General features: G+C 71.0%; 19 protein-coding genes and 1 pseudogene. 13 read left to right on the top strand and 7 right to left on the bottom strand.

Translation table 11 applies throughout. From position 1 onward, the window contains the following. Positions 1 to 18: 18 nt before the first annotated feature. Both ABH920_RS29335 and ABH920_RS29330 read right to left on the bottom strand, forming a co-directional pair. A complete protein-coding gene (locus ABH920_RS29335; protein WP_370352397.1) occupies positions 19 to 666 on the bottom strand; it encodes a hypothetical protein in 648 nt (215 codons plus the stop codon). An 83-nt stretch (positions 667 to 749) separates the two neighbouring features. Beyond that, positions 750 to 1,811 carry an AraC family transcriptional regulator gene (locus ABH920_RS29330; RefSeq protein ID WP_370352396.1) on the bottom strand — a complete coding sequence of 354 codons (1,062 nt, stop codon included), beginning with the start codon at positions 1,809 to 1,811 and terminating at the stop codon, positions 750 to 752. Between the two features lie 77 nt (positions 1,812 to 1,888). Between ABH920_RS29330 and ABH920_RS29325 the strand changes: the two genes are divergently transcribed. From ABH920_RS29325 to ABH920_RS29305, 5 genes and pseudogenes are all read left to right on the top strand, one after another. Beyond that, positions 1,889 to 2,902 (top strand): DMT family transporter, encoded by a 1,014-nt coding sequence (locus ABH920_RS29325; RefSeq protein ID WP_370352395.1) that lies wholly within the window; start codon positions 1,889 to 1,891, stop codon positions 2,900 to 2,902. Continuing rightward, the gene (gene ftsW / locus ABH920_RS29320) at positions 2,895 to 4,169 is read left to right on the top strand and encodes a putative lipid II flippase FtsW (protein WP_370352394.1); all 1,275 of its coding nucleotides are present in this window, start codon (positions 2,895 to 2,897) and stop codon (positions 4,167 to 4,169) included. The genes ABH920_RS29325 and ftsW overlap by 8 nt, the downstream gene beginning before the upstream one ends. Before the next feature lie 9 nt (positions 4,170 to 4,178). Continuing rightward, positions 4,179 to 5,261 (top strand): annotated as a pseudogene (murG, locus tag ABH920_RS29315) (undecaprenyldiphospho-muramoylpentapeptide beta-N-acetylglucosaminyltransferase); the annotation flags it as partial. A 179-nt stretch (positions 5,262 to 5,440) separates the two neighbouring features. Then, positions 5,441 to 6,856 (top strand): UDP-N-acetylmuramate--L-alanine ligase, encoded by a 1,416-nt coding sequence (murC, locus tag ABH920_RS29310; RefSeq protein ID WP_370352393.1) that lies wholly within the window; start codon positions 5,441 to 5,443, stop codon positions 6,854 to 6,856. Positions 6,857 to 8,000: 1,144 nt separating this feature from the next. Further along, positions 8,001 to 9,200: an FAD-dependent oxidoreductase gene (locus tag ABH920_RS29305; RefSeq protein WP_370352392.1), complete on the top strand. Its 1,200-nt coding sequence runs from the start codon at positions 8,001 to 8,003 to the stop codon at positions 9,198 to 9,200. 118 nt (positions 9,201 to 9,318) lie between these two features. Here the strand turns inward: ABH920_RS29305 and ABH920_RS29300 are convergent, their stop codons facing one another. Next, the gene (locus ABH920_RS29300) at positions 9,319 to 10,584 is read right to left on the bottom strand and encodes a S8 family serine peptidase (RefSeq protein WP_370352391.1); all 1,266 of its coding nucleotides are present in this window, start codon (positions 10,582 to 10,584) and stop codon (positions 9,319 to 9,321) included. A 14-nt stretch (positions 10,585 to 10,598) separates the two neighbouring features. After that, a complete protein-coding gene (locus ABH920_RS29295) occupies positions 10,599 to 12,590 on the bottom strand; it encodes a hypothetical protein (protein WP_370352390.1) in 1,992 nt (663 codons plus the stop codon). 206 nt (positions 12,591 to 12,796) lie between these two features. Between ABH920_RS29295 and ABH920_RS29290 the strand changes: the two genes are divergently transcribed. Next, positions 12,797 to 14,200, top strand: coding sequence for a hypothetical protein (locus ABH920_RS29290; RefSeq protein WP_370352389.1), 1,404 nt, complete (start codon positions 12,797 to 12,799; stop codon positions 14,198 to 14,200). Between the two features lie 78 nt (positions 14,201 to 14,278). Here ABH920_RS29290 and ABH920_RS29285 read toward each other — a convergent pair whose 3' ends face one another. After that, positions 14,279 to 14,884 carry a hypothetical protein gene (locus ABH920_RS29285; RefSeq protein WP_370352388.1) on the bottom strand — a complete coding sequence of 202 codons (606 nt, stop codon included), beginning with the start codon at positions 14,882 to 14,884 and terminating at the stop codon, positions 14,279 to 14,281. 456 nt (positions 14,885 to 15,340) lie between these two features. On the opposite strand from ABH920_RS29285, the gene ABH920_RS29280 reads away from it, so the two are divergent. From ABH920_RS29280 to ABH920_RS29250, 7 genes are all read left to right on the top strand, one after another. Next, positions 15,341 to 16,132, top strand: coding sequence for a cell division protein FtsQ/DivIB (locus ABH920_RS29280; protein WP_370352387.1), 792 nt, complete (start codon positions 15,341 to 15,343; stop codon positions 16,130 to 16,132). A gap of 282 nt (positions 16,133 to 16,414) precedes the next feature. Further along, complete coding sequence (ftsZ, locus tag ABH920_RS29275) at positions 16,415 to 17,596, top strand: cell division protein FtsZ (RefSeq protein ID WP_370352386.1); 1,182 nt, start codon at positions 16,415 to 16,417, stop codon at positions 17,594 to 17,596. A 14-nt stretch (positions 17,597 to 17,610) separates the two neighbouring features. Beyond that, positions 17,611 to 18,360 (top strand): peptidoglycan editing factor PgeF, encoded by a 750-nt coding sequence (gene pgeF, locus ABH920_RS29270; protein ID WP_370352385.1) that lies wholly within the window; start codon positions 17,611 to 17,613, stop codon positions 18,358 to 18,360. A gap of 3 nt (positions 18,361 to 18,363) precedes the next feature. After that, entirely contained in the window at positions 18,364 to 19,089 is a 726-nt protein-coding gene (locus tag ABH920_RS29265) for a YggS family pyridoxal phosphate-dependent enzyme (RefSeq protein ID WP_370352384.1), read from the top strand. A 151-nt stretch (positions 19,090 to 19,240) separates the two neighbouring features. Further along, entirely contained in the window at positions 19,241 to 19,852 is a 612-nt protein-coding gene (locus ABH920_RS29260) for a cell division protein SepF (protein ID WP_370352383.1), read from the top strand. Positions 19,853 to 19,958: 106 nt separating this feature from the next. Next, positions 19,959 to 20,243: a YggT family protein gene (locus tag ABH920_RS29255; RefSeq protein ID WP_015794684.1), complete on the top strand. Its 285-nt coding sequence runs from the start codon at positions 19,959 to 19,961 to the stop codon at positions 20,241 to 20,243. A gap of 56 nt (positions 20,244 to 20,299) precedes the next feature. Beyond that, positions 20,300 to 21,391, top strand: a complete 1,092-nt coding sequence (locus tag ABH920_RS29250) for a DivIVA domain-containing protein (protein ID WP_370352382.1) — start codon at positions 20,300 to 20,302, stop codon at positions 21,389 to 21,391. A gap of 182 nt (positions 21,392 to 21,573) precedes the next feature. Here the strand turns inward: ABH920_RS29250 and ABH920_RS29245 are convergent, their stop codons facing one another. After that, positions 21,574 to 21,852, bottom strand: a complete 279-nt coding sequence (locus tag ABH920_RS29245; protein WP_194915766.1) for an Lrp/AsnC family transcriptional regulator — start codon at positions 21,850 to 21,852, stop codon at positions 21,574 to 21,576. A gap of 36 nt (positions 21,853 to 21,888) precedes the next feature. Then, positions 21,889 to 22,677: a rhomboid family intramembrane serine protease gene (locus tag ABH920_RS29240; protein WP_370352381.1), complete on the bottom strand. Its 789-nt coding sequence runs from the start codon at positions 22,675 to 22,677 to the stop codon at positions 21,889 to 21,891. Positions 22,678 to 22,844: the final 167 nt, after the last annotated feature.

Genomic DNA, 22,844 nt, shown 5'->3' with positions numbered 1-22,844 from the left:
GCTGTTCGGTCTTGGCCGCTACAGCCCCGGCATCCTCCGGTCCCGGAAGGCCCTGGCGAAAGCCGCCCCGGTCGGCGTCACGTCCGGATCGTCGGCGATCACCGCGTACAGCGCCTCGGCGGCGATGACGTCCCCGAGCGAGGCGAACAGGCCCGCCTTGTTCAGCAGCAGCGTGGTCCTGGTCTCCGGGTCCGGATCCCCGGCCATCCCGTTGTCCATCGCGATCAGCCGGTCCTGCGGATCCTCCAGCAGCAGCGACAGCTCCTTCCACGCCGGCGGGAAGCCGGGGAAGCGCTGCGTGATCCCGCGCAGGATCCGCTTCTTCTCCTCGCGGTTCTCCAGCCACTCCAGCTGCACGAACGCCCTGGAGAACCCCGGGTTCAGCTGCCCGGCGTGCTCCCGCCGCAGCATGTCCAGGGTGGTGCGGCAGGTGAAGAAGCCGCTCGGGGACAGCGACGCCACCCGCTCGTAGAGGTTCTGCGCCGCGCGCGTGTCGCCGCGCATCAGGTGCGTGAACGCCGCGTCGTACGGCGGGTACGGCCAGTCCGGCGCGAGCGCCGCCGCCCGGCCGAGCAGCGTCAGGGCCAGGTCGTAGTCGCCGCGGGAACCCGCGGAGCGGCCTTCGGCGTGCAGGCGGTGTGCTTCGGGCGGGATCTCGTAGCTCATGGGGAGCAAAGTATTCCGCTCGTAAGTTCGACGGTAGCCCTCTGATTCGGTATCCGCTTAGGTGACAGCCCTCTGACGGCACCTCACGCGTGTCCGCCGCGCACGAACACTCCCGGCGTGATCCCGTACGCCCGTTTGAACCAGCGCGCCAGGTGCGCCTGGTCGGCGAAGCCGGTGGCCGCCGCGACGTCGGCCGGGGCGCTGCCGGCGGCCAGCAGCGCGCGGGCGTGGCGCAGGCGCAGCTGCCGCTCGTAGTCGCTCGGCGACATCCCGAACTCGGCGGCGAAGGCTCGGTAGAGCGCGAACCTGCTGCACCCCGCCGCCTCGGCGAGCAGCTCCACCGACAGCGTCTCGGGGTACGCCTCGCGCATCAGATCCCGCGCCCGACGCGCCGCCATACGCTGCGCACCGTCGGCCAGGGTCCTGATGCGCGGCGGCCGGGTCGCGCCGCGCAGGTGCGCGCCGAGGATCACGGCCCGCAGGCGCTCGTCGCGGGCCAGCGGGCTGGCGTCGGCGGCCAGGGCGGCGTGGAGTCCGGCGATGGCGTCGGCCAGGCGGCGGTCGCCGAGGACCGGGGTGGTGAACAGGGGTAGGGGAGCGGCGGCGGCGAAGGGATCGGCGAGCGCGGACTGGCCGGATCGAGCGGTCTGAGCGGCGCCGGGTGCTAGGCGGAGATCGGCTTGACCGGCGAAGTCCATGGCGTCGGCGGCGAAAGGATCGGCGAGCCCGGACCGATCGGATCGACCAGTCCGAGCGGCACCGCCGACCGCCAGACCGAGCTCGGCCCGCCGGGCGAAGTCCGTGGCGTCCGCGGCACCCGCCGCATCGGCCAGCACCGCGCGCACGATCTGCGGCGACACGTGCACGATCCGGTAGTGGTAGCCCAGGTCGGCGGCGGCGCGGCCGTCGTGCGGATCGTCCGGGTTCAGCGCCATGACCATGCCGGCGGCGCTGGTGTGCAGGGCTCCGCGGCAGTGGAACTGCTGGGCGCCGGCGTCGGTCACGCCGAAGGAGTAGGCGTCGTGCGAGTGCGGCGCGTAGACGTGGTCGCGGAACCGGGCACGCATGGCTTCCAGGCCGCGCGTGTCGTCGCGCCAGTACTCGGCCCAGCCTCGGGTGTCTGCCGTGCCTCCCATGCTCTCCATTGTGGCCCGGGGCTGGGCCGAAGCGGGCCGCACGAGCGTTCAAGACCGAATAGTGGGACACGCGCCAGGCTCGGCACATGTCAGCTCAGCAGCGGAACCCGTACCTGCTCCTCACGATGACCATGATGTTGTGGGGCGGGGCTTTCTCCAGTTCGGAAACGGTCGTCAACCACGTGCCGCACACGGTCGCGGCCACGCTGCGCTTCGGCGGCGGGGCGATCGCGCTGCTCATCGCGATGGCCCTGACCGGCCGGAGCCTGCGCGTCGGGATGCGTGCCGCCGGCCGCGCCTGCCTGGCCGGTGTCCTGGGCGTCTTCGCCTACAACGGCTTTTTCTTCTGGGGCCTCTCGCTCGCGCCGTCGTTGGACGGCGGGATCCTGATCCCGGTCATGAGCCCGGTGCTGACCAGCGCGTTCCTGCTGGTCACCGGACGCGAGAAGGCTTCGCCCCGGCGCCTGGCCGGCCTCGCGCTGGGGCTCGCCGGGGCGGCGGTGTACCTGGTCGGCGCGAACAGCGCGGGCGGGTCGGGCGGCGGGTCGCACCGCCTGGAGGGCGACCTGCTGTACGTCCTCAGCGCCGTGTCCTGGGCGGCGTTCACGCTCGCCGCGCCGAAGGTGCTCGCCGGGATCGAGCCGCTGACCGCGATGGCGTACGCGACCTGCACCGGCGCCGTCCTGCTCGCCCTGGTCGCCGCCCCGGACCTGGGCCGGGTGCAGTGGGGCGCGCTGCCGTCAGAGGTCTGGCTCAACGTCGCCTACCTGGCGATCGGCGCGACGGCGGTCGCCAACGTCCTGTACTACCGGGGCGTCGCCGTGGTCGGCCCGGCCAACGCCTCGCTGATGATGTTCCTCGTCCCGGCGGTGAACACGACCTGCGCCACGCTCCTCCTCGACGAGTCGTTCACGGCGCTGCAAGCCGCCGGCGCCGTGGTCCTGCTGGTCGGCGCGGCGCTCGCCGGACGTGCACGGATCAGCCTTCGGCGACGGCGGCCGACCCGGGGCCCGGACCCCCGGCCTCAGGCTGACACCCCGTCCCGCCTCAAGCTGACACCCCGTCCGGCGCCCGCTGGCTACCCTAAGGACCATGAGTGAACAGGCCGCGGGCGCGCCGGCGTCGCCGTTGAAGAACGCCGTGCGCGCGCTGCGGGCCCGTCGCGCGGTCCTGAAATCCCTGTTCGACCTCGAACTCACGTCGTACTACCTGCTGCTCGGGGCCGTTCTGCTGCTGCTCGGTATCGGGCTGCTGGAGGTGTTCTCCGCCTCCAGTGTCAACAACCTGGTCAACGGTCGGCCGATGCTCTCCTCCATCAGCAACCAGGCGGTGTCGGCTTCGCTCGGCCTGGCGCTGATGTGGGGGGCGTCCCGGCTGCCGCCGCGCGCCTACCGGGCGCTCGCGTATCCGGCGCTCGTCGGGACCGTGCTGTTGCTGCTGCTGGTGCTGGCCGTCGGCTCCTCGCACAACGGCAACAAGAACTGGCTGATCATCGGTCCGCTGACGGTCCAGCCCAGTGAGTTCGCCAAGCTCGCGCTCGTGCTGTGGGGCGCCGACCTGCTGGTGCGCAAGGAGAAGCTGCTCACCACCTGGGACCACCTGCTGGTGCCGCTGGTCCCGGGCGCCGTGCTGATCATCGCCCTGGTGATGATGGGCGGGGACATGGGGACCTCGATAATCATCGTCGCGATCGTGTTCTGCCTGCTGTTCACGGCCGGGGCGCCGGGGCGGCTGTTCTCGATCCTGCTGTGCTCGGCCGTCGGCCTGACAGCGCTGGCCATCCTGATGCGGCCCTCGCGCGTGCGGCGCTTCACCAACTTCCTCAGCCCCGAGAACGACCCCGGCGGCACCGGCTACCAGGCCATCCACGCGTTCCAGGCGCTGGCCAGCGGCGGCTGGTTCGGGGAGGGGCTGGGCGCCAGCAAGCAGCGCTGGGGGCAGCTGCCGGAGGTGCAGACCGACATGATCTTCGCGATCATCGGCGAGGAGCTGGGGCTGATCGGTGCGCTGACCGTGCTCGCGCTGTTCCTGACGCTCGCCTACGCCGGGATCCGGCTGGCGCTGCGCACCACGGATCCGTTCGTGCGGCTGGTGTCGGCCTCCGTCACGGTGTGGCTGGCCGCGCAGATGATGATCAATCTGGGGGCGGTGACCGGCGTGCTGCCGATCGCGGGCGTGCCGTTGCCCTTCGTCTCCTATGGCGGGTCGTCGCTGTTGCCTTCGCTGACGGCGGTGGGGATGCTCATGTCCTTCGCCCGAAGGCGTCCGGAGCCGTTGGACCCGGCGACGGTCGAGGGGGCGCCGAGCACCGTGCGCGATCAGGCCGTCACCGCACCGCGTCCGGATTCGGCCCCCGCCGACCGATAGGGTGGCCGGGTGCATGTGGTCATCGCCGGCGGCGGCAGCGCCGGGCATATCGAACCCGCCCTGAACACCGCGGACGCCCTGCGGCGCGCCGACCCCTCGATCGGCATCACGATGCTCGGCACCGAGAAGGGCCTGGACACCAAGCTCATCCCGGCCCGCGGGTACGAGCTGCGGCTGATCCCGGCGGTCCCGCTGCCGCGCAAGCCGTCGGCGGCGCTGCTGACCCTGCCCTCGCGGCTGCTCGGCACGGTCAAGGCCGCGCAGGACGTGATCATGGACGTCGACGCGGACGTGGTCATCGGCTTCGGCGGCTACGTCGCGCTCCCGGCGTACCTGGCCGCGCGCCGCGCCAAGCGGCCGATCGTGGTGCACGAGGCCAACATCCGCCCCGGCCTGGCCAACCGCGTCGGCGCGAAGTTCACCGACCACGTGCTCACCGGCAACCCGGCGGTCCCGATGCCCGGCGCCACCTGCGTCGGCATGCCGCTGCGCCCGGCCATCACCGGCCTGGACCGCGCAGCCGTGCGCGCCGAGGCCCGCCGGTCCTTCGGCTTGGACCCCGACCGCCCGACGCTGCTGGTCACCGGCGGCTCGCAGGGCGCGCGGCGGCTGAACGACACGATGGTCGCCTCGGTGAAGATACTGCACGACGCCGGGATCCAGGTCCTGCACTCCTACGGCGACAAGAACTCGGTGTCGATACAGCAGGACCCTGCGGGACCGCCCTACATCGCGCGGCCGTACGTGGACCGGATGGACCTCGCCTACGCGGCCGCCGACCTGGCGATGACCCGCAGCGGGATGATGACGTGCAGCGAGCTGGCGGCGGTCGGACTGCCGTCGGTGTACGTGCCGCTGCCGGTGGGCAACGGCGAGCAGCGGCTGAACGCGGCGCCGGTGGTCGAGGCCGGCGGCGGCCTGCTGATCGACGACTCCGCGCTGACGCCGGAGTGGTTCGCGGCGAACGTGGTGCCGCTGCTGCTGGACGCCGAGCGGCTGACCACGATGAGCGCGGCGGCGCGGCGGTTCGGGATCCGGGACGCGGACGAGAAGATCGTTGATCTGGTGTTCGCGGCGGCGGGGGTGAAGCGGCCGGGGGCGACTGGTGTCGGGGCTGTGGCGGGCGTTGAGACTGCGCCTGCGCCGGTTGCTGCTGCCGAGCCGGCCGCCGAGACCGTGTCTGCGCCGGTTGCCGCTGCCGAGCCGAGCACTGAGCCCGAGCCCACCGCCGAGCCCGAGGCCGAAACCGCCTCCCAGACAGGTGAGCGCTGATGACCGCCCCCCGCTTCCCCGCCCCCGCCGACGTCATCCCCGCCGCCGACCTCGGCCGCATCCACCTCGTCGGCATCGGCGGCGTCGGCATGGCCCCGCTGGCGCGCGCGATGCTCGGTCGCGGCCTCCCGCTCAGCGGCAGTGACATCAAGGACTCGGCGACCGTCAATGAGCTGCGGGCGCTCGGCGCGACCATCGCGATCGGGCAGGCGTCGGAGAACCTGGACGGCGTCGACACCGTCGTGGTCTCCGGCGACATCCCGGCGGACAACGTCGAGATCGTCGAGGCGAAGGCGCGCGGTCTGCGCGTCCTGCACCGCGCCTCCGCGCTGGCCGCGCTGATGCCCGGCTACCGCTCCGTGGCCATCGCCGGCACCCATGGCAAGACCACCACCAGCTCCATGGTGACCGTCGCGCTGCGGCACGCGGGCCTGGACCCGAGCTTCGTCATCGGCGGCGAGATCGGCACCACCGGGGAGTCCGGGCACGCCGGTTCCGGCGACGTGCTCATCGCCGAGGCCGACGAGTCCGACGGCACCTTCACGCACTACCGGCCGGACGTCTCGGTCATCACCAACATCGAGCTCGACCACCCCGACCACTTCGCCGACGTGGTGCAGGTGCGGGCCGAGTTCCAGGACTTCGCCGACCGGCTGGAGCCCGGCGGCACGCTGGTCTGCTACGCCGACGACCCGGCCGCCCGCGCCATCGCCGAGCGGACCGCCGCGCGCGGTGTCCGGGTGCTGACCTACGGGGCCGGCGAGGACGTCGACATCCGCGTCACCGACGTCGGCACCGTCGGCGGCTTCCCCACCTTCAAGCTGGCGACCGCCGCCGAGACCCTGGGACCGATCACCCTGTCCGTCCCGGCACGGCACAACGCCCTCAACGCCGCCGCCGCGTTCGGCGTGGCGCTGGCGCTCGGCGTGGACGTCAAGCCGTACCTGGAGGGCGTCGCCGGGTTCACCGGTGCGCGCCGCCGGATGCAGCTGCTCGGCGAGGCCTCGGGCGTGAAGGTCTACGACGACTACGGCCACCACCCGACCGAGATCGCCTCGGTCCTGTCGGCGGCGCGCGAGCTGGCGGGGGAGGGGCGCGTCATCGCCGCCTTCCAGCCGCACCGGTACTACCGCACCAACACGTTCCTGCACGAGTTCGGCCCGGCCCTCGGCGCCGCCGACGTGGTCGTGGTACTGGACGTGTACGCGCACGGCGAGAAGCCGATCCCCGGCGTCGGCGGCGACGTCATCGCGGCCGAGACCGGCCTCCCGGCCGAGGCCAGCGTGTTCGAGCCGGACTTCGACCGGGTGCCGCAGCGGCTGGCCGAGCTGGCGGGCCCCGGGGACCTGGTGGTGACGGTCGGGGCCGGCGACGTGACCGAGATCGGTCCGCGGCTGCTGAAGCTGCTGGCGTAGTGGTACGAGCGAACGGTAGAAGGGCGCCCCGTTTCGGGGCGCCCTTTTGGGCGCTTCTGCTTGGTGTGTGTTGGGTGCGGTTTGTTGGTGGGTTTTAGGAGCTTTTTACGGCTTCGCCTAAGGTTTGGTGACCTCGCAGGGGGACGCAGTTCCGTGATGCCCCACTGGCTACGCTGGCGGCCGGCGGAGTAGGTGTCCACGACCGCGCACCGGTCCGAGTCACTGCGCATGCGTTACGTAGGCGGCAATCGTCGGGCGTGGTGGGTGCCTAAGGTCAAGAGCAGGCGCCTCCGGCGGGGGCACTCGAGACTCTGAGGGATCCCCAACGATCCGGGACAACCCCCACTGTGGTGTGGACGGGGTCCACTCGGGTGCCCACACGTGCGGGTGGTGACGTGGCGTGCTCAAGACGCGGGAATCCTTCCCACAGGCGGGGTTGTCCCGGGTTCCCCGTCGCGTCGGCGGGCGTAGCCAAGCTGGCCGGGCCGGTGGTGTCAAGTCGCACGAAACCGCACCACAGTAGCAGGGGTCCGACTTGATACCACCGGACCGGTCTGCTTCCGTGAGGCGACGATGCGACGGGGAACCCGGGACACAGGCGACCACAAGCAGTGTCCGCCGGCAGACAGCGCGGCCCCCCTCCCCGGAGCGAGTGCCGCTCGCCGCGCAGGCGCCGCCGGAGGCCCTGTCTTTGACTTTCAGGCACCCACCACGCTCGACGATTGCCGCCCACGCAACGCGTGCGCAGTGACTCGGACCCGCGCGCGGTCGTGCACACGAACAACCGCCAGCCGCCAGCGCAACCTGCGGGGCACCACCGAACTGCGCCACCCAGCGGATCCTTCTTAAAGCCCTGCGAAGCCGTAAAAAGCTCTTAAAAGCTACAAGCAAACCGCACCCACTACACCCACCGCACCCACCACACCCACCACGCCCCCGCCCCCCCCACACCCAGCACCAGCACCAGCACCAGCACCCACACACAGGTCAGCAGCGCCCCTCTACTGCGCAAGCAGCGCACAATCGCAGTGCATCGCCACGGTCGCAGGGGTCAGGGACACGCGGCCGGCGGGCTGGCGGTCCGGTGGCCCGCCGCAACGGGACTAGTTGCACAGCAACTAGTCCCCATGCGACTATATTCCGCATGACAGCCATCCAGAACGCCATCGTCATCGGCGGCGGCATCGCCGGCCCCGTCACCGCGCTCGCGCTGGCCAAGGCCGGGATCCAGGCCACCGTCCACGAGGCCTACGCCCGCACCGACCGCTCCGGCGCCATGCTCACCGTTGCCCCGAACGGCCTGGCCGCCCTGGAGACCGTGGGCCTGCGCGCCGCGGTCGAAGCCGTCGGCAATCCGCTGCACGCCATGGTCATGGAGAAGGGCAGCGGCAGAACCCTGATGCGCGTGCCCGCGCTGCCGAACCTGCCGCTGAGTCGCGTCGTGTACCGCGCCGACCTCTTCGACGCCATTCGCGCCGGGGCCAAGGAGCAGGGCGTCACTGTCCACGACGGCAAGCGCCTGGTCGGCGTCGAGGAGCACTCCGACGGCATCACGGCCCGCTTCGACGACGGCACCACCGCCACCGCCGACGTGCTGATCGGCGCCGACGGCATCCGCTCCACCGTCCGCACCCTCATCGACCCGGACGCGCCGGTCCCGGAGTACACCGGCCTGATGAGCTTCGGCTTCGGCGACCTCACCGGCGCCTTCGTCCCCGGCGACATCGACGAGATGCGCTTCGCCTTCGGCAAGCACTCCTTCTACGGCTACTGGACCCAGCCGGACGGATCAGAGGTCTTCTTCAGCAATCACCCGCAGGAGGTGCCGATGACGCTGGCCGAGGCGCGCGCCGTGCCGAAGTCCGAGTGGCTGGCCGAGCTCCGCGCGGCGCATGCCGCTGACCGGCCCGGTAACCGCCTGTTCCAGGGCGCCACCGAGGATGAGATGGTGCTCACCGGCCCGATGGAGCGCATGCCGAGGCTGCCGCACTGGTCGCGCGGCCGGATGGTGCTGGTCGGCGACGCGGCGCATGCGCCGTCGTCGAGCTCCGGCCAGGGTGCGTCGCTGGCGCTGGAGAGCGCGATCGAATTGGCGCGGTGCCTGCGGGACATCGACGATCTGCCGGCGGCGCTCGGCAAGTACGAAAGCCTGCGGCGGCCGCGGGTGGAGGCGATTTCGGAGCAGGCGGTGAAGACGAACAACGGCAAGACCGCCGGGCCGGTCGCGAAGGTCGTGTTCGGCTTGATGATGCCGATCGCGACCCGCACTTTCCTGAAGCCCGAGAAGATGTTCGGGCCGGTGCACCGGTTCCGGGTCGAGTGGGACGAGACTGTGACCGTGTGACGGCGCCCGGATGCTTCCGTGGAGGCGAAAGCAAACCGGGCCGAGTGCCATGAAAGGCACCGGCCCGGTTCTTGTGCGCTTAGTTCACAATCGCAGTTCTTTGAGAAGCGCTAGCCCCTCAGAACGCCGAGAGCCCGTTCGGCGTCCCCAACCCCGTCGGCCCGTCGTACCCGACCACCGCGTTGCACTGGTAGTCGCCACCACAGTCCTGGAAGATCCCGTTCGAGCCGCCGACCACGTCGTTCAGCCCCGCCTGCGCGGACGGTGCGTAGAAAGCCGAGGCGTCGGAGTACTTCGCCGGGTTGCCGGCCAGGGCGATGACGCCGGCGATGAACGGCGAGGACGCGCTGGTGCCGCCGACGACGCTCCACCCCGAGGGCAGGCCCTGCAGGTCGGCGGTGTCGGTGACGTAGATCGCCGGGCCGGTCTGGGGGTCGGCGTCGGCGGAGACGTCGGCGACCATGCGGCCGGGGCAGTTCGGGTCGGTCTGCCAGGTCGGCTTGTCGACCCAGGCCGAGCAGCCGCTGCTGGCGCCGTACCACGCCGTCTCGCTCCAGCCGCGGGCGTTCGTCGCCTTGGTCAGCGAGGTGCCGCCGACCGAGACGACCGAGGAGAACACAGCCGGCTCGGCCGGGATGCCGTAGCCGCTGTCGCCGGAGGACGCCACGATCGCGGTGCCCGGGTGCGTGTAGTAGGCGGCGTCGCCCGGGGTGAGGCTGGACTCGGTCGCGCCGTAGCTGTTCGACACCTCAGTGGCGCCGAGCTTGACCGCGGTGTCCACCGACAGGCCGAGGTCGGTGCCGCTGGGCTGGTCGGCCTCCACCAGCAGGATCTTGCACTGCGGGCACGCCGCCGAGACCATGTCCAGGTCCAGCGCCTCCTCCACGCCCCAGCCGACGTCGGCCGGGAGCGGGGTGGCCGCGCCGCGCTCGTTCACCTTGGTGAAGCAGCCGTTCGCGGTGGTGCACGCGGGCAGGCCGTAGGTGGTGCGGTAGACCGCGAGGTCGGCCTCGGCCGTGGGGTCGTCCCCGGCGTCGACGATCGCAACGGTCTGATTCGCCCCGCCAGTGGTCGGCAGGTTGTACGCGGAGTGCAGGTCCGCCGGGCCGAAGCCGGCCGGAGCCGGAGTGGCCGCGGCCACCCGGCCGGCGGTGCCGGCGGTGCGGCCGATGTGCGCGGGCTCGTGCACGTCGGTGCGGATCTGCGCGAAGCAGCGGTCGAAGCCGGGCTTCGCCGCGCCGCAGACGTTCTTCACGTTGCTCGCGGCCGCGGAGTGTGCGGCGCCGGCGGCGTTCGCCGGGGCGACCGCCGTCGCGATCGTGCCGATCGCCAGCGCGGCGGCCCCGAGGACGCCCAGCACCCGGTGGTTAGCTATTCGACTCATAACCCTGATTCCCCTCAGCCGGTGGTGTAGGCGTTGGCGACGGTCTGCGTGATGGACCCGCCGAGCGCGTCGGTGGCGGTCACCTTCAGCCAGGGCGTGCTGCCCTTGGCGCCGTTCTTCCACAGCGCGACGAAGTGGTTCTGGCCGGCCGGGATCACCGAGGCCGGGGTCCAGGTCGCACCCTTGTCGTAGGACACTGAGACGGTGGCGCCGGTGGCCGCGGCGTTCGAGCCGGCCCCGTTGTAGGACTGGTGGCCCACGGTCAGCAGCAGCGCCGCCACCGGGCCGTGGGTGGAGTTGGTGGCGTCGGTGGCCAGCTGGTAGTTCAGGTTGATCACCGGCAGGATCGAGCACGCCGCGGTGCCGGTGCCCTGCGCCTGGCAGAAGTCACCGCTGGGCAGCGTCCACTTCGGGTCCGGCGTCGGGGTGTAGGGCACGGTGACGTCGGTGTGCGTGGCCGTGGACTGCGTGATCGGGAACTGGCTTAGGTCCAGGTCGAACACCATGCGGTACTTGCCCGCGGTCTGCGCCTGGCCGGTGAGCTCGGCGCCGGAGGTGTTGTCCTGGGAGAAGACCTGGTTGCCGTCGCGGTAGATGCTCAGGTGGCCGGTCGCCGGGCCGAACAGCTGCGCGTCGGTGTCCGGGTTGCCGTCCACGACCGGGTTCAGGCTCAGGTCGACGGTGCCGCCGTCAGCGCAGGAGCGGCAGCCGGTCGGGTCGTTGTACTGCCCGACCTGCGCGGTCAGCGGCCCGTGGCCCCAGGTCCGCCACACCTCGGTCTTGCCCTGGTAGAGCGGGCCGTCCTGGCCCAGCAGCAGCGAGCCGGGGAAGCCGTTCGTGGGTCCGGGCAGCGAGGTGATGAAGTCGCCCAGCCACGACTGGTCGCCGACCGGCTGGCCGATGTACGTGGTCAGATGCTCCGGCACCGGGATGACGTGCCCGATCTGGAACCCGCCGACCTCCGGCGAGAACGCGCCCATCATGAACTCGCCCTGGCGGGCCGACTCGCCGGCGTCGGTGTCGACCGCGTTGTGCAGCGTGGTCAGCTTCGAGGCGTCGACCGCGTAGGACTGGTTCGCGTCGATGTGGTCGGCGGCCGGGAACATCGCGTCGTAGCGGTACGGGTCGCCGCTCGTCCCGGCCGGGCTCTCGCCGCCCCAGGCCTGCAGCTGGAACGAGAACTTCCCGGCCGGCGCCGTGCCGGTCGGGCTGAGGAAGGTCGGCCCGCCGTTGTTGGCGACGCCCAGGGACGCGGTCACGCCCTTGGCGTCGGTCGAGACGAAGTTCTGGTCGCTGAAGTCGGCGACGGCCGGCTTCGGCGTCGTCACCGTGGTCTGCACGGTCGCCGTGCGCTCGTCGGTGTTCAGCGTGCTGACGCCGCCGGCGGCGACGGTCACGTCGAGCTGCGTGACGATGTGCAGGGTCGAGATCTGGGTGGTGGTGTCGAAGGTGCTGAAGATGGTGATCGCCGAGTAGTGCCCGGCCGGCACCGCGACCCGGGCGACGCCGCCGGCCACCGGGATCGGCTGGTCGAACTTGGTGATGTCGTCGGTGTTGGTCAGGAACGTCGAGGCGTCCGCGGCCTTCCCGTCCAGCCCGAGCGCGTTGACCTGCAGGATGCTCAGCGGGTAGTACGGCGTCGCGGCCGGCGCGGCGGCGCTGCTCAGCGCCGGCACCTGATACTGCGTCAGCTGTGCCGGATGGGCCAGGACCGAGTCGGGGATGACGTAGGTGTGGTGCGCGTCCGGCGCGTAGCGCACGGCCGGGACGGTGCGGCCGTCGGGGGACTCCACGACGATGGTCGCGGCCGGGCCGCTGCCGGAGACCAGGACGCGGTCGCCGTTGGGCAGCAGGGTGCTCTGCACCGCGGCCAGGTTCGGGTTCGGGGACGTCGGGCCGGCGGCGGCGGTCGGCGGCGCGGTCGCCGCGGCGGCTCCGGCGGCGGTGGCCAGCCCCAGGGCCAGGGCCGCCGCCAGGGTCGGGACACGGCGGGTACGTGCTAGCACAAGCGGTTCCTCCAGATCGTCGGACGGCTCCGGCGCGCGGATTCGGGCACCACGCGCGGCGCCTTGTGCTCTCGCGAACTATCGACGACACGGAGGTGTGATCGGGTTGTAAGTGTCCTGAAATTCGTTCACTGATTTAAAGGATTCGAGACGGTCTCTGCGGAAATCCCGGGCGCGGCATACGGCGGAGTCGCTACCGTGCAGCGGTGACTTCCGACGCGTCGGCCGCTGCCGACCCCCTGACAACCGCTGAAGATCTCCTGGCCGGCGGGGACATAGCCGCGGTGATCCGGCACCTGCGCGTCGAGGGCGACGCGCTGCTCCTGCCGGACTTCGTGCGGGTCCTGCGCGACGCCGCGCGCGGCATGGGGTTCGAGGAGATGGTGGCCGCCGCCGAGCGGGTGCTCGCGGCCCTGGCCCCGGCCGACGTGGCCGCTGCCGAAGCGGCCGAGGCCGACGCGCCCGGAACCGAGGAGCAGGCCCTCGCGCTCTACGAGTTCGGCTACGAGTGCGTCGAGCACGGCATCGCGTACCTGGCGGTCCGGCCGCTGCGCGAGGCCGCCGAGCGCGAGCCCGGCGTCATCCAGATCCGCACCGAGCTGGCCGCGGCCTGCGAGCGGTCCTGGCAGCACCGCGAGGCGATCGCCGCGCTGCGCGGCTTCGACGGCGAACTGCCCTGGCTGGCGCGCTACCAGGTGGCGTTCAATGCGCTGCTGGCCGGCGATCTGCCCACCGCCGAGCAGGAGTTCGCCGCGCTGCCCGAACCCGAGGGCGAGGACCGCAAGGAGCTCGGGCTGCTGCGCGAGAAGGTGCGCGCGATGCTGGTCCGGGCGGCTGCGGCCGCGACCGTGTCGGCCGGTGCCGGCGGCAGCGACGGCGCTGGCGGCAGCGACGGCGGCGGGCTCGGGCCGAAGGACCTGCGCGGCTGGCAGTTCGCGCTCACCGGCGGCGTCCTGCTGACCGTCTCGCCCTACGGCTACGACGCCGGCATGACCGGCCGCTGGGCCATGGTCGGCGACTCCTACCAGGCCTGCGCCGAGGCGCTGCGCCGGCTCGGCGTGGTGCTGGCGGCGCGGGGCCTGAAGCCGCAGACCGTCTCGCTGCTGCCGGACCGGGACAGCGAGATCATCGGCCTGGCCGCGGCCCGGTACTTCGACCTGCCGGCCGTGCCGTTCGAGCCGGACCGCACCGACACCCTGGTCGTCGCCTACGACCTCAACGCCGCTGAGCCGCAGATCCTGGCCGCGCTGCGGGAGCGCGAGCCGGGCCAGATCCTGTTCGAGCGCGCCACCGACTGGACCGATCCGCCGCTGGCCGCCGCCGACGTGATCGGCTTCCTGCGCCAGGCGGTGCGCGAGCCGTGGGGGTCCGCCTTCCGCATGGTCGACGGCGAGGTGGTCGAGACCGAGCCCGACGCGCGGCCGGCCGAGGAGATCGCCGCCGAACTGGCCGGCACGGAGCCGGTCGACGACGCCGGCGACGGGCAGACGCCGCCGGATCCGGACGCGGTGCTGGAGGCGTTCGTCTCAGCGGTCGGCGACAGCTGGCTGAGCGCGCGCCGGGAGTACGTCGGCTCGCCGGGGCCGGTGCCGAGCTCGCGGTTCCTCTGATCCGGCCGCACTGATCCCGGACAGCGAGAAGCCCGGCCACTCCTCGCCTCAGGTGGCCGGGCGGTCCGAGGGTTCCGGTCAGCTCTTCTTGGAGCTGCTGGAACTGGACGGGTGCTTCGTCGACGAGCTGCTGGCGGCGGGCGTCGACGTCGCGCTGACGGTCTCGGCGAACGCGCTCGAGTACGCGCTCTCCGGCCCCTCCCGGTCCTGCGGATGCAGGATGCGCAGGTTGTAGGACCCGGCCGTCTCCATCTTCACCGGGAAGGAGAACTTGTTGCTCTTGTCGGTGAAAGCCGTGTAGGCCAGCGTGCTCCAGGCCGGGGAGGCGTTCGCCGAGGTCGGTGTCTGCTGCCGCTGCAGCCGGATCTTCGTGCCCGGCTTCGCGCCCTTGACCTCGCCGGAGACCGTGAACACGGTGTCGTCGGCGGGCTTGCCGTTGTCGGACTTCGCGGTGATCGTGATGGTCGCCGCCGAAGAAGAACCCGAAGGGCTGGGTGTGGCGGCCGGCGCGGCCGCCGGAACCGGCGCCGGCATGGCAGCGGCGGCGACCGGCCCGGAGTTCGCCGAGCCCGCCGAGTCCGCCGACGAGCCGAGGGTCGAGACCGCGACGCCGCCGAGCGCCAGGGCGCCGACGGCCGCGGTCACCACGGCCCCCTGCTTCTTCTGCTTGGAGGTGAGTGCCATGGCTCGATCTCACGCCCGCCGATCCCGGGCCGCACGCGGCGCGGTCCGAATGGGGGATCGCGCCGCGGGCTCGGATGTCAGGCGGTTGTGATCGACCGTCAGTTCTCTTTCCGGAATGTTTCCGGCAGGGCCTCGATCTCCACGACCGCCTGGTCCGGGTCGGCCCCGAACGCGGTCCGGTCGCCGTCGTACCCGAAGGCGTCCAGACGTTCGACTGGCGGTGCACCGTGTCGCCGATCCGCACTCCCGGCACCCGAATATCCGTTCTTCCGGCGGGTGGTACAAAACTGATGAACCACCGCAACTACGGACGAATACTAATGAACAAGAAATCCGCCGAGAATCCCAAAACCCTTCGTTTCCATCCGGACGGGATCCAGAACCAGCGGACCCAGTTCTACTAAAAGGTGGCCACGCTGACCGAAGCCATGGTCCCCATCTGCGAAACTGGAGCCCATGAACGCCACCGAAGCCGGCCACCCGCGGGTCAGCAGGGTATTGGTCGAGCGCTACCTCGACCGGCTGCGGCGCCGGCGCCGGTGGCGGCGGCTCTCGGTGACGATCACCGTCTTCCTCGCGCTGCTGACCCTGACCGGGTACTCGATCCTGTGGCACACCAAGGTCTTCGACGTCCGGTCCACGTCCGTCTCCGGCGTCAAAGTGCTGACCAGACAACAGATCCTGGCCGCCGCCGCGATCCCCGCGCACACCCCGGTCGCCTCGGTGGACACCTCGGCGGTCAAGGCGCGGCTGATGGCGCTCCCGCGGGTGAAGGACGCGTGGGTGGAGCGCTCGCTGCCGCACACGATCGACATCAACGTCGTGGAGCGGACCCCGGCCGCGGCGTTGCCGCAGGCCGACGGATCCTTCCAGATCGTGGACGCGGACGGCGTGGCCTTCGACACAGCCGCCACCGCCTCGGCGATCCCGGCGCACATCCCGGTCATCCACCTGGAGCAGTTCGCCGATCCGGCGGTGAAGGACCGCGCGAGCACCGTGGCCGGGGCGCTCGCGGCTCTGCGGGCCCTGCCGGCCCCGGTGCGCTCCCGGGTGCTCACCGTCTCGGCGACCGGGCCTTACGCCATCACCGTGACGTTGAGTCCGTCCAAGGCCAAACAGAAATCGGTGACGGTTCTGTGGGGCGGACCGGACCAGCCGGATCTCAAGGCACGGATACTGGCCGCGCTGATCGGGAATGGCGCGGCGCACTATGACGTGAGTGCTCCGGCGGCTCCGGCGTATTCGTGAGCGTTCGAATCCCGGCCCGCCGATCGGCTAAGATCTGGCGGGCTATCGAACAACATACGTATTCCCCTCATCGGATCCACACGGATCAGGCGGGGTCGTCGGACAACGCTGAGAAGTAAAACCTGCCGACAGTTTCGGCGTGTTCGTTGAACCTCACAGGTCGCGGGACCTAATGTCCTGTAAAGACTTCACAGTCGCACGACCCCGCCGTGTCCCCGGCCGGTGTGGGCGGGACTAAGGTGATCAACAAGATTACCGGATACCACGGAGAGGCCGTCGGACGTGGCAGCACCGCAGAATTACCTGGCCGTCATCAAGGTCGCCGGCATCGGCGGCGGCGGCGTGAACGCCATCAACCGGATGATCGAGGTCGGTCTGAAGGGCGTCGAGTTCATCGCCGTCAACACCGACGCCCAGGCTCTGCTGATGAGTGACGCCGACGTCAAGCTGGACGTCGGCCGCGAGCTCACCCGCGGACTCGGTGCCGGCGCCAACCCCGATGTGGGCCGCAAGGCGGCCGAGGACCACGCCGAGGAGATCGAGGAGGTCCTCAAGGGCGCGGACATGGTGTTCGTCACCGCCGGCGAGGGCGGCGGCACGGGCACCGGCGGGGCCCCGGTGGTGGCCCGGATCGCCCGCGAGCTCGGCGCGCTGACCATCGGTGTGGTGACCCGGCCGTTCACCTTCGAGGGCCGGCGCCGGGCGAACCAGGCCGAGGACGGCATCGCGGCGCTGCGCGAGGAAGTCGACACCCTGATCGTCATCCCCAATGACCGGCTGCTGTCCATCTCGGACAAGAACGTCTCGGTGCTGGACGCGTTCAAGGCCGCCGACCAGGTGCTGCTCTCCGGTGTCCAGGGCATCACCGACCTGATCACCACCCCGGGCCTGATCAACCTGGACTTCGCCGACGTGAAGTCGGTGATGAGCGAGGCCGGCTCGGCGCTGATGGGCATCGGCTCGGCCCGCGGCGACGACCGCGCGGTGGCCGCGGCCGAGATGGCGATCTCCTCGCCGCTGCTGGAGGCCTCCATCGACGGCGCCCGCGGCGTGCTGCTGAGCATCTCCGGCGGCTCCGACCTCGGCCTGTTCGAGATCAACGAGGCGGCGCAGCTGGTCAGCGAGGCCGCGCACCCCGAGGCGAACATCATCTTCGGCGCGGTCATCGACGACGGCCTGGGCGACGAGGTCCGGGTCACGGTCATCGCGGCCGGCTTCGACGGCGGCGAGCCGGCCAAGCGCCGCAGCACCGGGCACGCCGCGGCGAACTCCCCGTTCCGGGACGAGACCAGCGTCCGCGACGGCATGCGCGAGCAGGTGCTGGGCACGCTGCCCAAGCCGACGGACAACATCCCGCTCCCGGCGCACGACCCGATGGCCGACACGCAGAACGTCCCGGTCATCCCGGTGCAGCCGGCGCCGTCGGCGGCCGACGAGCTCGACATCCCCGACTTCCTGAAGTAGGAGCGGGTTCTTCCGTGGCGATATGGCAGCACACCGGTCCGGAGGGTGAGGGCGGCACGGCCCGCTTCGCCTTCTCCGACCGCTGGGGCGGGGTCTCCAAGGCCCCTTACACCGCGACCAACCTCGGCGGGCACGTCGGCGACGACCCCGAGGCGGTCGCCGCCAACCGTTCCCTGGTGGCCTTCGAGCTGGGGTTCACCGACCCCGGGAACGTCGTGTACATGAACCAGATCCACGGCGCGGACGTGGCCTACGCCGCCGCGCAGTGGCAGGGCCGGGCCCCGGACGTGGACGCGCTGGTCACCGACCGCCGGCACCTGGCGCTGGCGGTGCTGGTCGCGGACTGCGTGCCGGTGCTGCTGGCCGACGCCCAGGCCGGGGTGGTCGCCGGGGCGCACGCCGGGCGTCCGGGGATGAAGGCCGGGGTGGTCCCGGCCGCGATCGAGCGCATGGTCTCCCTCGGCGCCGTGCCGGAGCGGATCATCGCGGTCACCGGGCCCTCGGTGTGCGGGCTCTGCTACGAGGTGCCCGAACGGATGCGCGCGGACGTGGCCGAGAAGGTGCCGGCCAGCTACACGGTGACCCGGCAGGGGACGCCGGGCCTGGACGTCGCCGAGGGCGTGTGGGCGCAGCTGGAGGCGGCCGGGATCGACCTGAAGACGTCGGTGCGGCTGCGGGTGTGCACGCAGGAGTCCGAGGACTATTACTCCTTCCGCGGCGAGGGCACGACCGGCCGGTTCGCCGGGTTCGTCTGGCTGGACTGAACGATGCCCGACCGTGAAACGGAGATTTCCGAACGACGAGTACAGATCGCCGAGAATCTGGCCGCGGTGCGCGAGGACATCGCCGCCGCGGCCCGCAAGGCGAACCGCGACCCTTCCGAGGTTTCCCTGATCGCGGTGACCAAGACCTACCCGGCCTCCGACGTCCGGATCCTGGCCGGACTCGGGGTCCTGGACGTCGGCGAGAACCGGGACCAGGAAGCCGCGCCGAAGGCCCGGGAGACCGCGGGCCTGGGTCTGCGGTGGCACTTCATCGGCCAGCTGCAGACCAACAAGGCCGCCTCAGTGGCCGAGTACGCCTCCTTCGTGCACTCGGTGGACCGCCTCCGGCTGGTCGGCGCGCTGTCCAAGGGAGCTGTCCGGTATGACAAAGGATTGACATGTTTGGTGCAGGTCGACCTGGGTAACGCAGAGCCCATGGATGACAACGCGGCTCGGGGCGGAGTGGTTCCCGCACAGGTGCCGGAACTGGCTGACGCGATCGCCGCGGCGCCCGGTTTGAGGCTCGGGGGACTGATGGCTGTGGCACCTCTGGGAGCCGAGCCGGGACCGGCCTTCGAGCGGTTGTCCTTGCTGGCTATGCGGTTGCGGTCGACACACCCTTCGGCCACCATGATCTCGGCGGGGATGAGTGGGGATCTGGGCGAAGCGGTGGCGGCGGGCGCGACACACGTCCGCATCGGCAGCGCGATACTCGGTATCAGACGGTGATTCCGGTAACGTCGCATCTATCGAACATCGGATACGACGACCGCACGTCTGCGCCACACATCATCGACCGCGATCGGGAAACCTGCGCGGCACCTTTTTTCGTTGACAGTTGCAAGACAGCCGTAACAGGCCCAGTCCGGAGGCGAACACCATGGCCGGCATGATGCGCAGAGCAGCGGTCTACCTCGGGCTCACTGACGAACAGCGGTTCGAGGACGAGCGGTACTACGACGACTACGAGGACGAGTACGAGACGGAGCCCGCCGAGCCCGCGGCGGCCCCGGACACCGCGCACCGCGAGCCGGAAGCGGCTAGCGGCGGCGCGCTCGTCGTCGCGCAGAACGACCGCCGCGCTTTCGCGGCGCCTTCCAATGTCACGGTGATGCCGGACCGCTCCGAGCGGTCCTCGCGAGCCGACCGAGCCGAGAGAGGTGGACCGGTGATGTACAGCGTCCCGACGGACCGGTCGGCGGACCGCGAATCGTCCTACCGCATCACGACGCTGCATCCGCGCACCTACAACGAGGCGCGCACGATCGGCGAGCACTTCCGGGAGGGCGTCCCGGTGATCATGAACCTGACCGAGATGGAGGACGCCGACGCCAAGCGCCTGGTGGACTTCGCGGCCGGGCTGATCTTCGGCCTGCGCGGGAACATGGAGCGGGTGACGCAGAAGGTGTTCCTGCTGTCGCCTGCTAATGTCGATGTGACGGCCGAGGACAAGGCCCGGATCGCCGAGGGCGGCTTCTTCAACCAGAGCTGACGCCGCCGGCCTTTGGCGGTCAGACTTCGGGTCCGGCGGCGTCCCGTGGCGGTGAGATGAACCGCACGCGGCGGGGCGCCGGCGTAGGTGGGAAGGGGAGTGCGCTATGAGCGTTGTGGGGGCGTTGCTCCTGTGGGTGCTCTACCTCTTCGCGCTGTGCTTGATCATCCGCCTGATCATCGGCTGGGTTTTGGTATTCGCCCGGTCATGGGAGCCGCGTGGTGTCATGCTGGTCGTCGTGGAGACGGCGTACACGGTCACAGATCCCCCTCTGAAGCTGTTGCGGCGGTACATCCCGCCGTTGCGGCTCGGCGGGATGGGGTTTGACGTGGCGTTCATGATCCTCGTGATCATCGTCTTACTGCTGATCCGGGTCGCGGCTACGCTGTGACCGGGTAATGTCTGTGCGAATGCCGACGACCACGCCACGCCTGAGGTGAATGAAAGATGCCGTTGACTCCCGAGGACGTCCACAACAAGCAGTTCACGACCGTACGCCTGCGTGAGGGCTACGACGAGGAAGAGGTGGACGCCTTCCTCGACGAGGTCGAGGCCGAGCTGACCCGCTTGATCCGCGAGAACGAGGAGCTGCGGGCCAAGCTGGCCGCCGCCACCCGTGCCGCGGCCAGCGCCGCCGCCGCGCCCGTGCCGATGCGGCGGGAGCCGACCCCGATACCCGCGCCCGCGCCTCCGCAGCCGGCGCTTCCGGCTCCGCTGCCCGCGCCCCTGCCGGTGCCGCAGGCCCCGCAGTTCCAGGCCCCCGGCGGCGACTCCGCGGCCCGCGTCCTGGCCCTGGCCCAGCAGACCGCCGACCAGGCGATCGCCGAGGCCCGCAACGAGGCCAACAAGATCGTCGGCGAGGCCCGCGGCCGGGCCGACGGCCTGGAGCGCGAGGCGCGCGGCAAGGCCGACGCCCTGGAGCGGGACGCGCAGGAGAAGCACCGCGTCGCGATGGGCTCGCTGGAGACCGCCCGCGCGGCCCTGGAGCGCAAGGTCGACGACCTGCGCGCCTTCGAGCGCGAGTACCGGCAGCGGCTCAAGTCGTACCTGGACGGCCAGATGCGCCAGCTGGAGGCCTCCGGCGGCGACGACAACATCGCCTCCAACATGGGCTCCTCGATGGGCGGCCGTCCGCAGCTGAGCTCCACCGGCCTGTCGGCCCCGCCGCCGGCCCCCTCGGCGCCGCCGATGCCGATGCAGGCCTCGCTGCCCCCGGGCATGCCGCCGGCGCCGTCGCCGGTCGGCGCGGGTCTGAACGGTGGCACGGGCTCGTTCCAGAGCGGCTCGACCGGCTCCTTCCAGGGCGGCTCGACCGGCTCCTTCCAGAGCCAGGGCAACAACGGCACCAACGCCGCGGCGCTGACGCAGACCATGGCGCCGATCCGCCCGCAGATGCCGGCCCCGATGCCGCCGCAGTCGATGGGCGGCGGGCAGCAGCCGCCGTTCATGGGCCAGGGCAACGGTCTGGGCCAGCCCTCGGTGCCCTCGCAGCCCTCCCCGATGCGCGGCTTCCTCATCGACGAGGACCCCGACGCCTGACGGCCTGATCGCAGGCCGCCCGGGCCCACCGGGTGTACCACCCGCACTCACACAATGACGTGGCGTCACAAGCCCCGCCTCCCGATGGGGAGGCGGGGCTCGGCGTTTGCCGGGAGTTGGCTCAGCGTTGGTAGGGAGTTTCCCTTAGGGGTCGCCTCCGGCGTGGCTCGGGCCAGGCTGGCTCAGTCCAGGCCGAGCGAGAACGCCGCCTCCAGGTCCATGGCGCTGTAGGTCCGGAACGACACGTGCGTGACCGTGTGGCTGACCCCGGCCACCTTGTTCACGCCGCCCGGGATCACGTCGGCGAGCTGTTCGTGCTCGCGCACCCGGACCATGGCGATCAGGTCGTACTCGCCGGTGACCGAGTACACCTCGCTGACGCCCGGCAGCTGGGAGATCTTCTCGGCGACCTCGGGGATGGCGTCCACGTCGGACTTGATGAGGACGATGGCAGTGATCACAGCGGCTCCTTCTGGCGGGACTCTCCCGGGACTCCTTTAGCGATGGTATTGGCCGTAGGGATCCTCCGGGTCGGCAGAGCGGTAGTCCGGCGCCAGAGGGGGCGGCGCGGGAGGGGTGTCGGCGGCGGGGAGATGCGCTGGGTCGCTGGGTCCTCGGCCGATGACCAGTGCCACATACAGCAGACCCAGGACGAAGCCCGAGACGTGGGCGAAGTAGGCGACGTCCGTGGAGCCGGCCACTCCGATCGTCTGCTGGAACTCCGGCAGTTGCATCACGAACCAGAACCCCAGGACGAGCCATGCCGGTACCCGTATAGGCAGGAACCACAGGAACGGCACCAGGAGTGTCACCTTTGCCTGGGGGAACAGGTATACGTACGCCCCCAATACCGCCGCGATCGCTCCCGAGGCTCCGACCAGCGGCCCGGTGGCCGTCGGGTTCGCCCAGGCGAAGGCGTACGTGCTCGCCGCGCCGCCGATGACATAGAACGCCAGGAAGTGGAAGCGCCCCAGAACGTCTTCGACGTTGTTCCCGAAGATGTACAGGAAGAGCATGTTCCCCAGAAGGTGGATCCAGCCGGCGTGCACGAACATGGCGGTGAACACCGGCCAGACCGGATTCCCGTGGCCGTTCAGCAGCTGCGCCGGGATCGCGCCGTAGTGGTACAGGTATGCGTTCTCCCTGGCCTTTCGTGCCGCGTCCGGGTTCATGCCGGCGAACGCGATCGGCCCGGAAAGGAACACCACGACGTTCGCGATGATCAGACCGTAGGTGACGAAGGGCGCCCGGGACACCGGGTTCTTGTCGTGAATGGGGATCACCACTGTTGCATCATGGCCCATCACCGTGCGCGCGGGAGATCCGAAACGCGGCGCGCAGGGCCTACCTTTAAGGGAGAGCTTGGTGTGGACGCATAAGCGCGGCCGATAAGGTCGGCGGATCAGGAACGATGTCCGGAGGACTCTCCGGCTAGGCGAGGGAGTGGGGCGAC

It is taken from the genome of Catenulispora sp. EB89 (assembly GCF_041261445.1).
GTDB lineage: Bacteria > Actinomycetota > Actinomycetes > Streptomycetales > Catenulisporaceae > Catenulispora.
This window is presented reverse-complemented; position numbering and strand designations above follow the sequence as displayed.

Coding starts and splice junctions, on each gene's coding strand:
- ABH920_RS29285 (WP_370352388.1), bottom strand. CDS start 14,884: ATGGCACTCACCTCCAAGCAGAAGAAGCAGGGGGCCGTGGTGACCGCG.
- ABH920_RS29260 (WP_370352383.1), top strand. CDS start 19,241: ATGGCCGGCATGATGCGCAGAGCAGCGGTCTACCTCGGGCTCACTGAC.
- ABH920_RS29265 (WP_370352384.1), top strand. CDS start 18,364: ATGCCCGACCGTGAAACGGAGATTTCCGAACGACGAGTACAGATCGCC.
- ABH920_RS29255 (WP_015794684.1), top strand. CDS start 19,959: ATGAGCGTTGTGGGGGCGTTGCTCCTGTGGGTGCTCTACCTCTTCGCG.
- ABH920_RS29335 (WP_370352397.1), bottom strand. CDS start 666: ATGAGCTACGAGATCCCGCCCGAAGCACACCGCCTGCACGCCGAAGGC.
- ABH920_RS29300 (WP_370352391.1), bottom strand. CDS start 10,584: ATGAGTCGAATAGCTAACCACCGGGTGCTGGGCGTCCTCGGGGCCGCC.
- ftsW (WP_370352394.1), top strand. CDS start 2,895: ATGAGTGAACAGGCCGCGGGCGCGCCGGCGTCGCCGTTGAAGAACGCC.
- ABH920_RS29280 (WP_370352387.1), top strand. CDS start 15,341: ATGAACGCCACCGAAGCCGGCCACCCGCGGGTCAGCAGGGTATTGGTC.
- ABH920_RS29325 (WP_370352395.1), top strand. CDS start 1,889: ATGTCAGCTCAGCAGCGGAACCCGTACCTGCTCCTCACGATGACCATG.
- ABH920_RS29250 (WP_370352382.1), top strand. CDS start 20,300: ATGCCGTTGACTCCCGAGGACGTCCACAACAAGCAGTTCACGACCGTA.
- ABH920_RS29330 (WP_370352396.1), bottom strand. CDS start 1,811: ATGGAGAGCATGGGAGGCACGGCAGACACCCGAGGCTGGGCCGAGTAC.
- murC (WP_370352393.1), top strand. CDS start 5,441: ATGACCGCCCCCCGCTTCCCCGCCCCCGCCGACGTCATCCCCGCCGCC.
- ABH920_RS29305 (WP_370352392.1), top strand. CDS start 8,001: ATGACAGCCATCCAGAACGCCATCGTCATCGGCGGCGGCATCGCCGGC.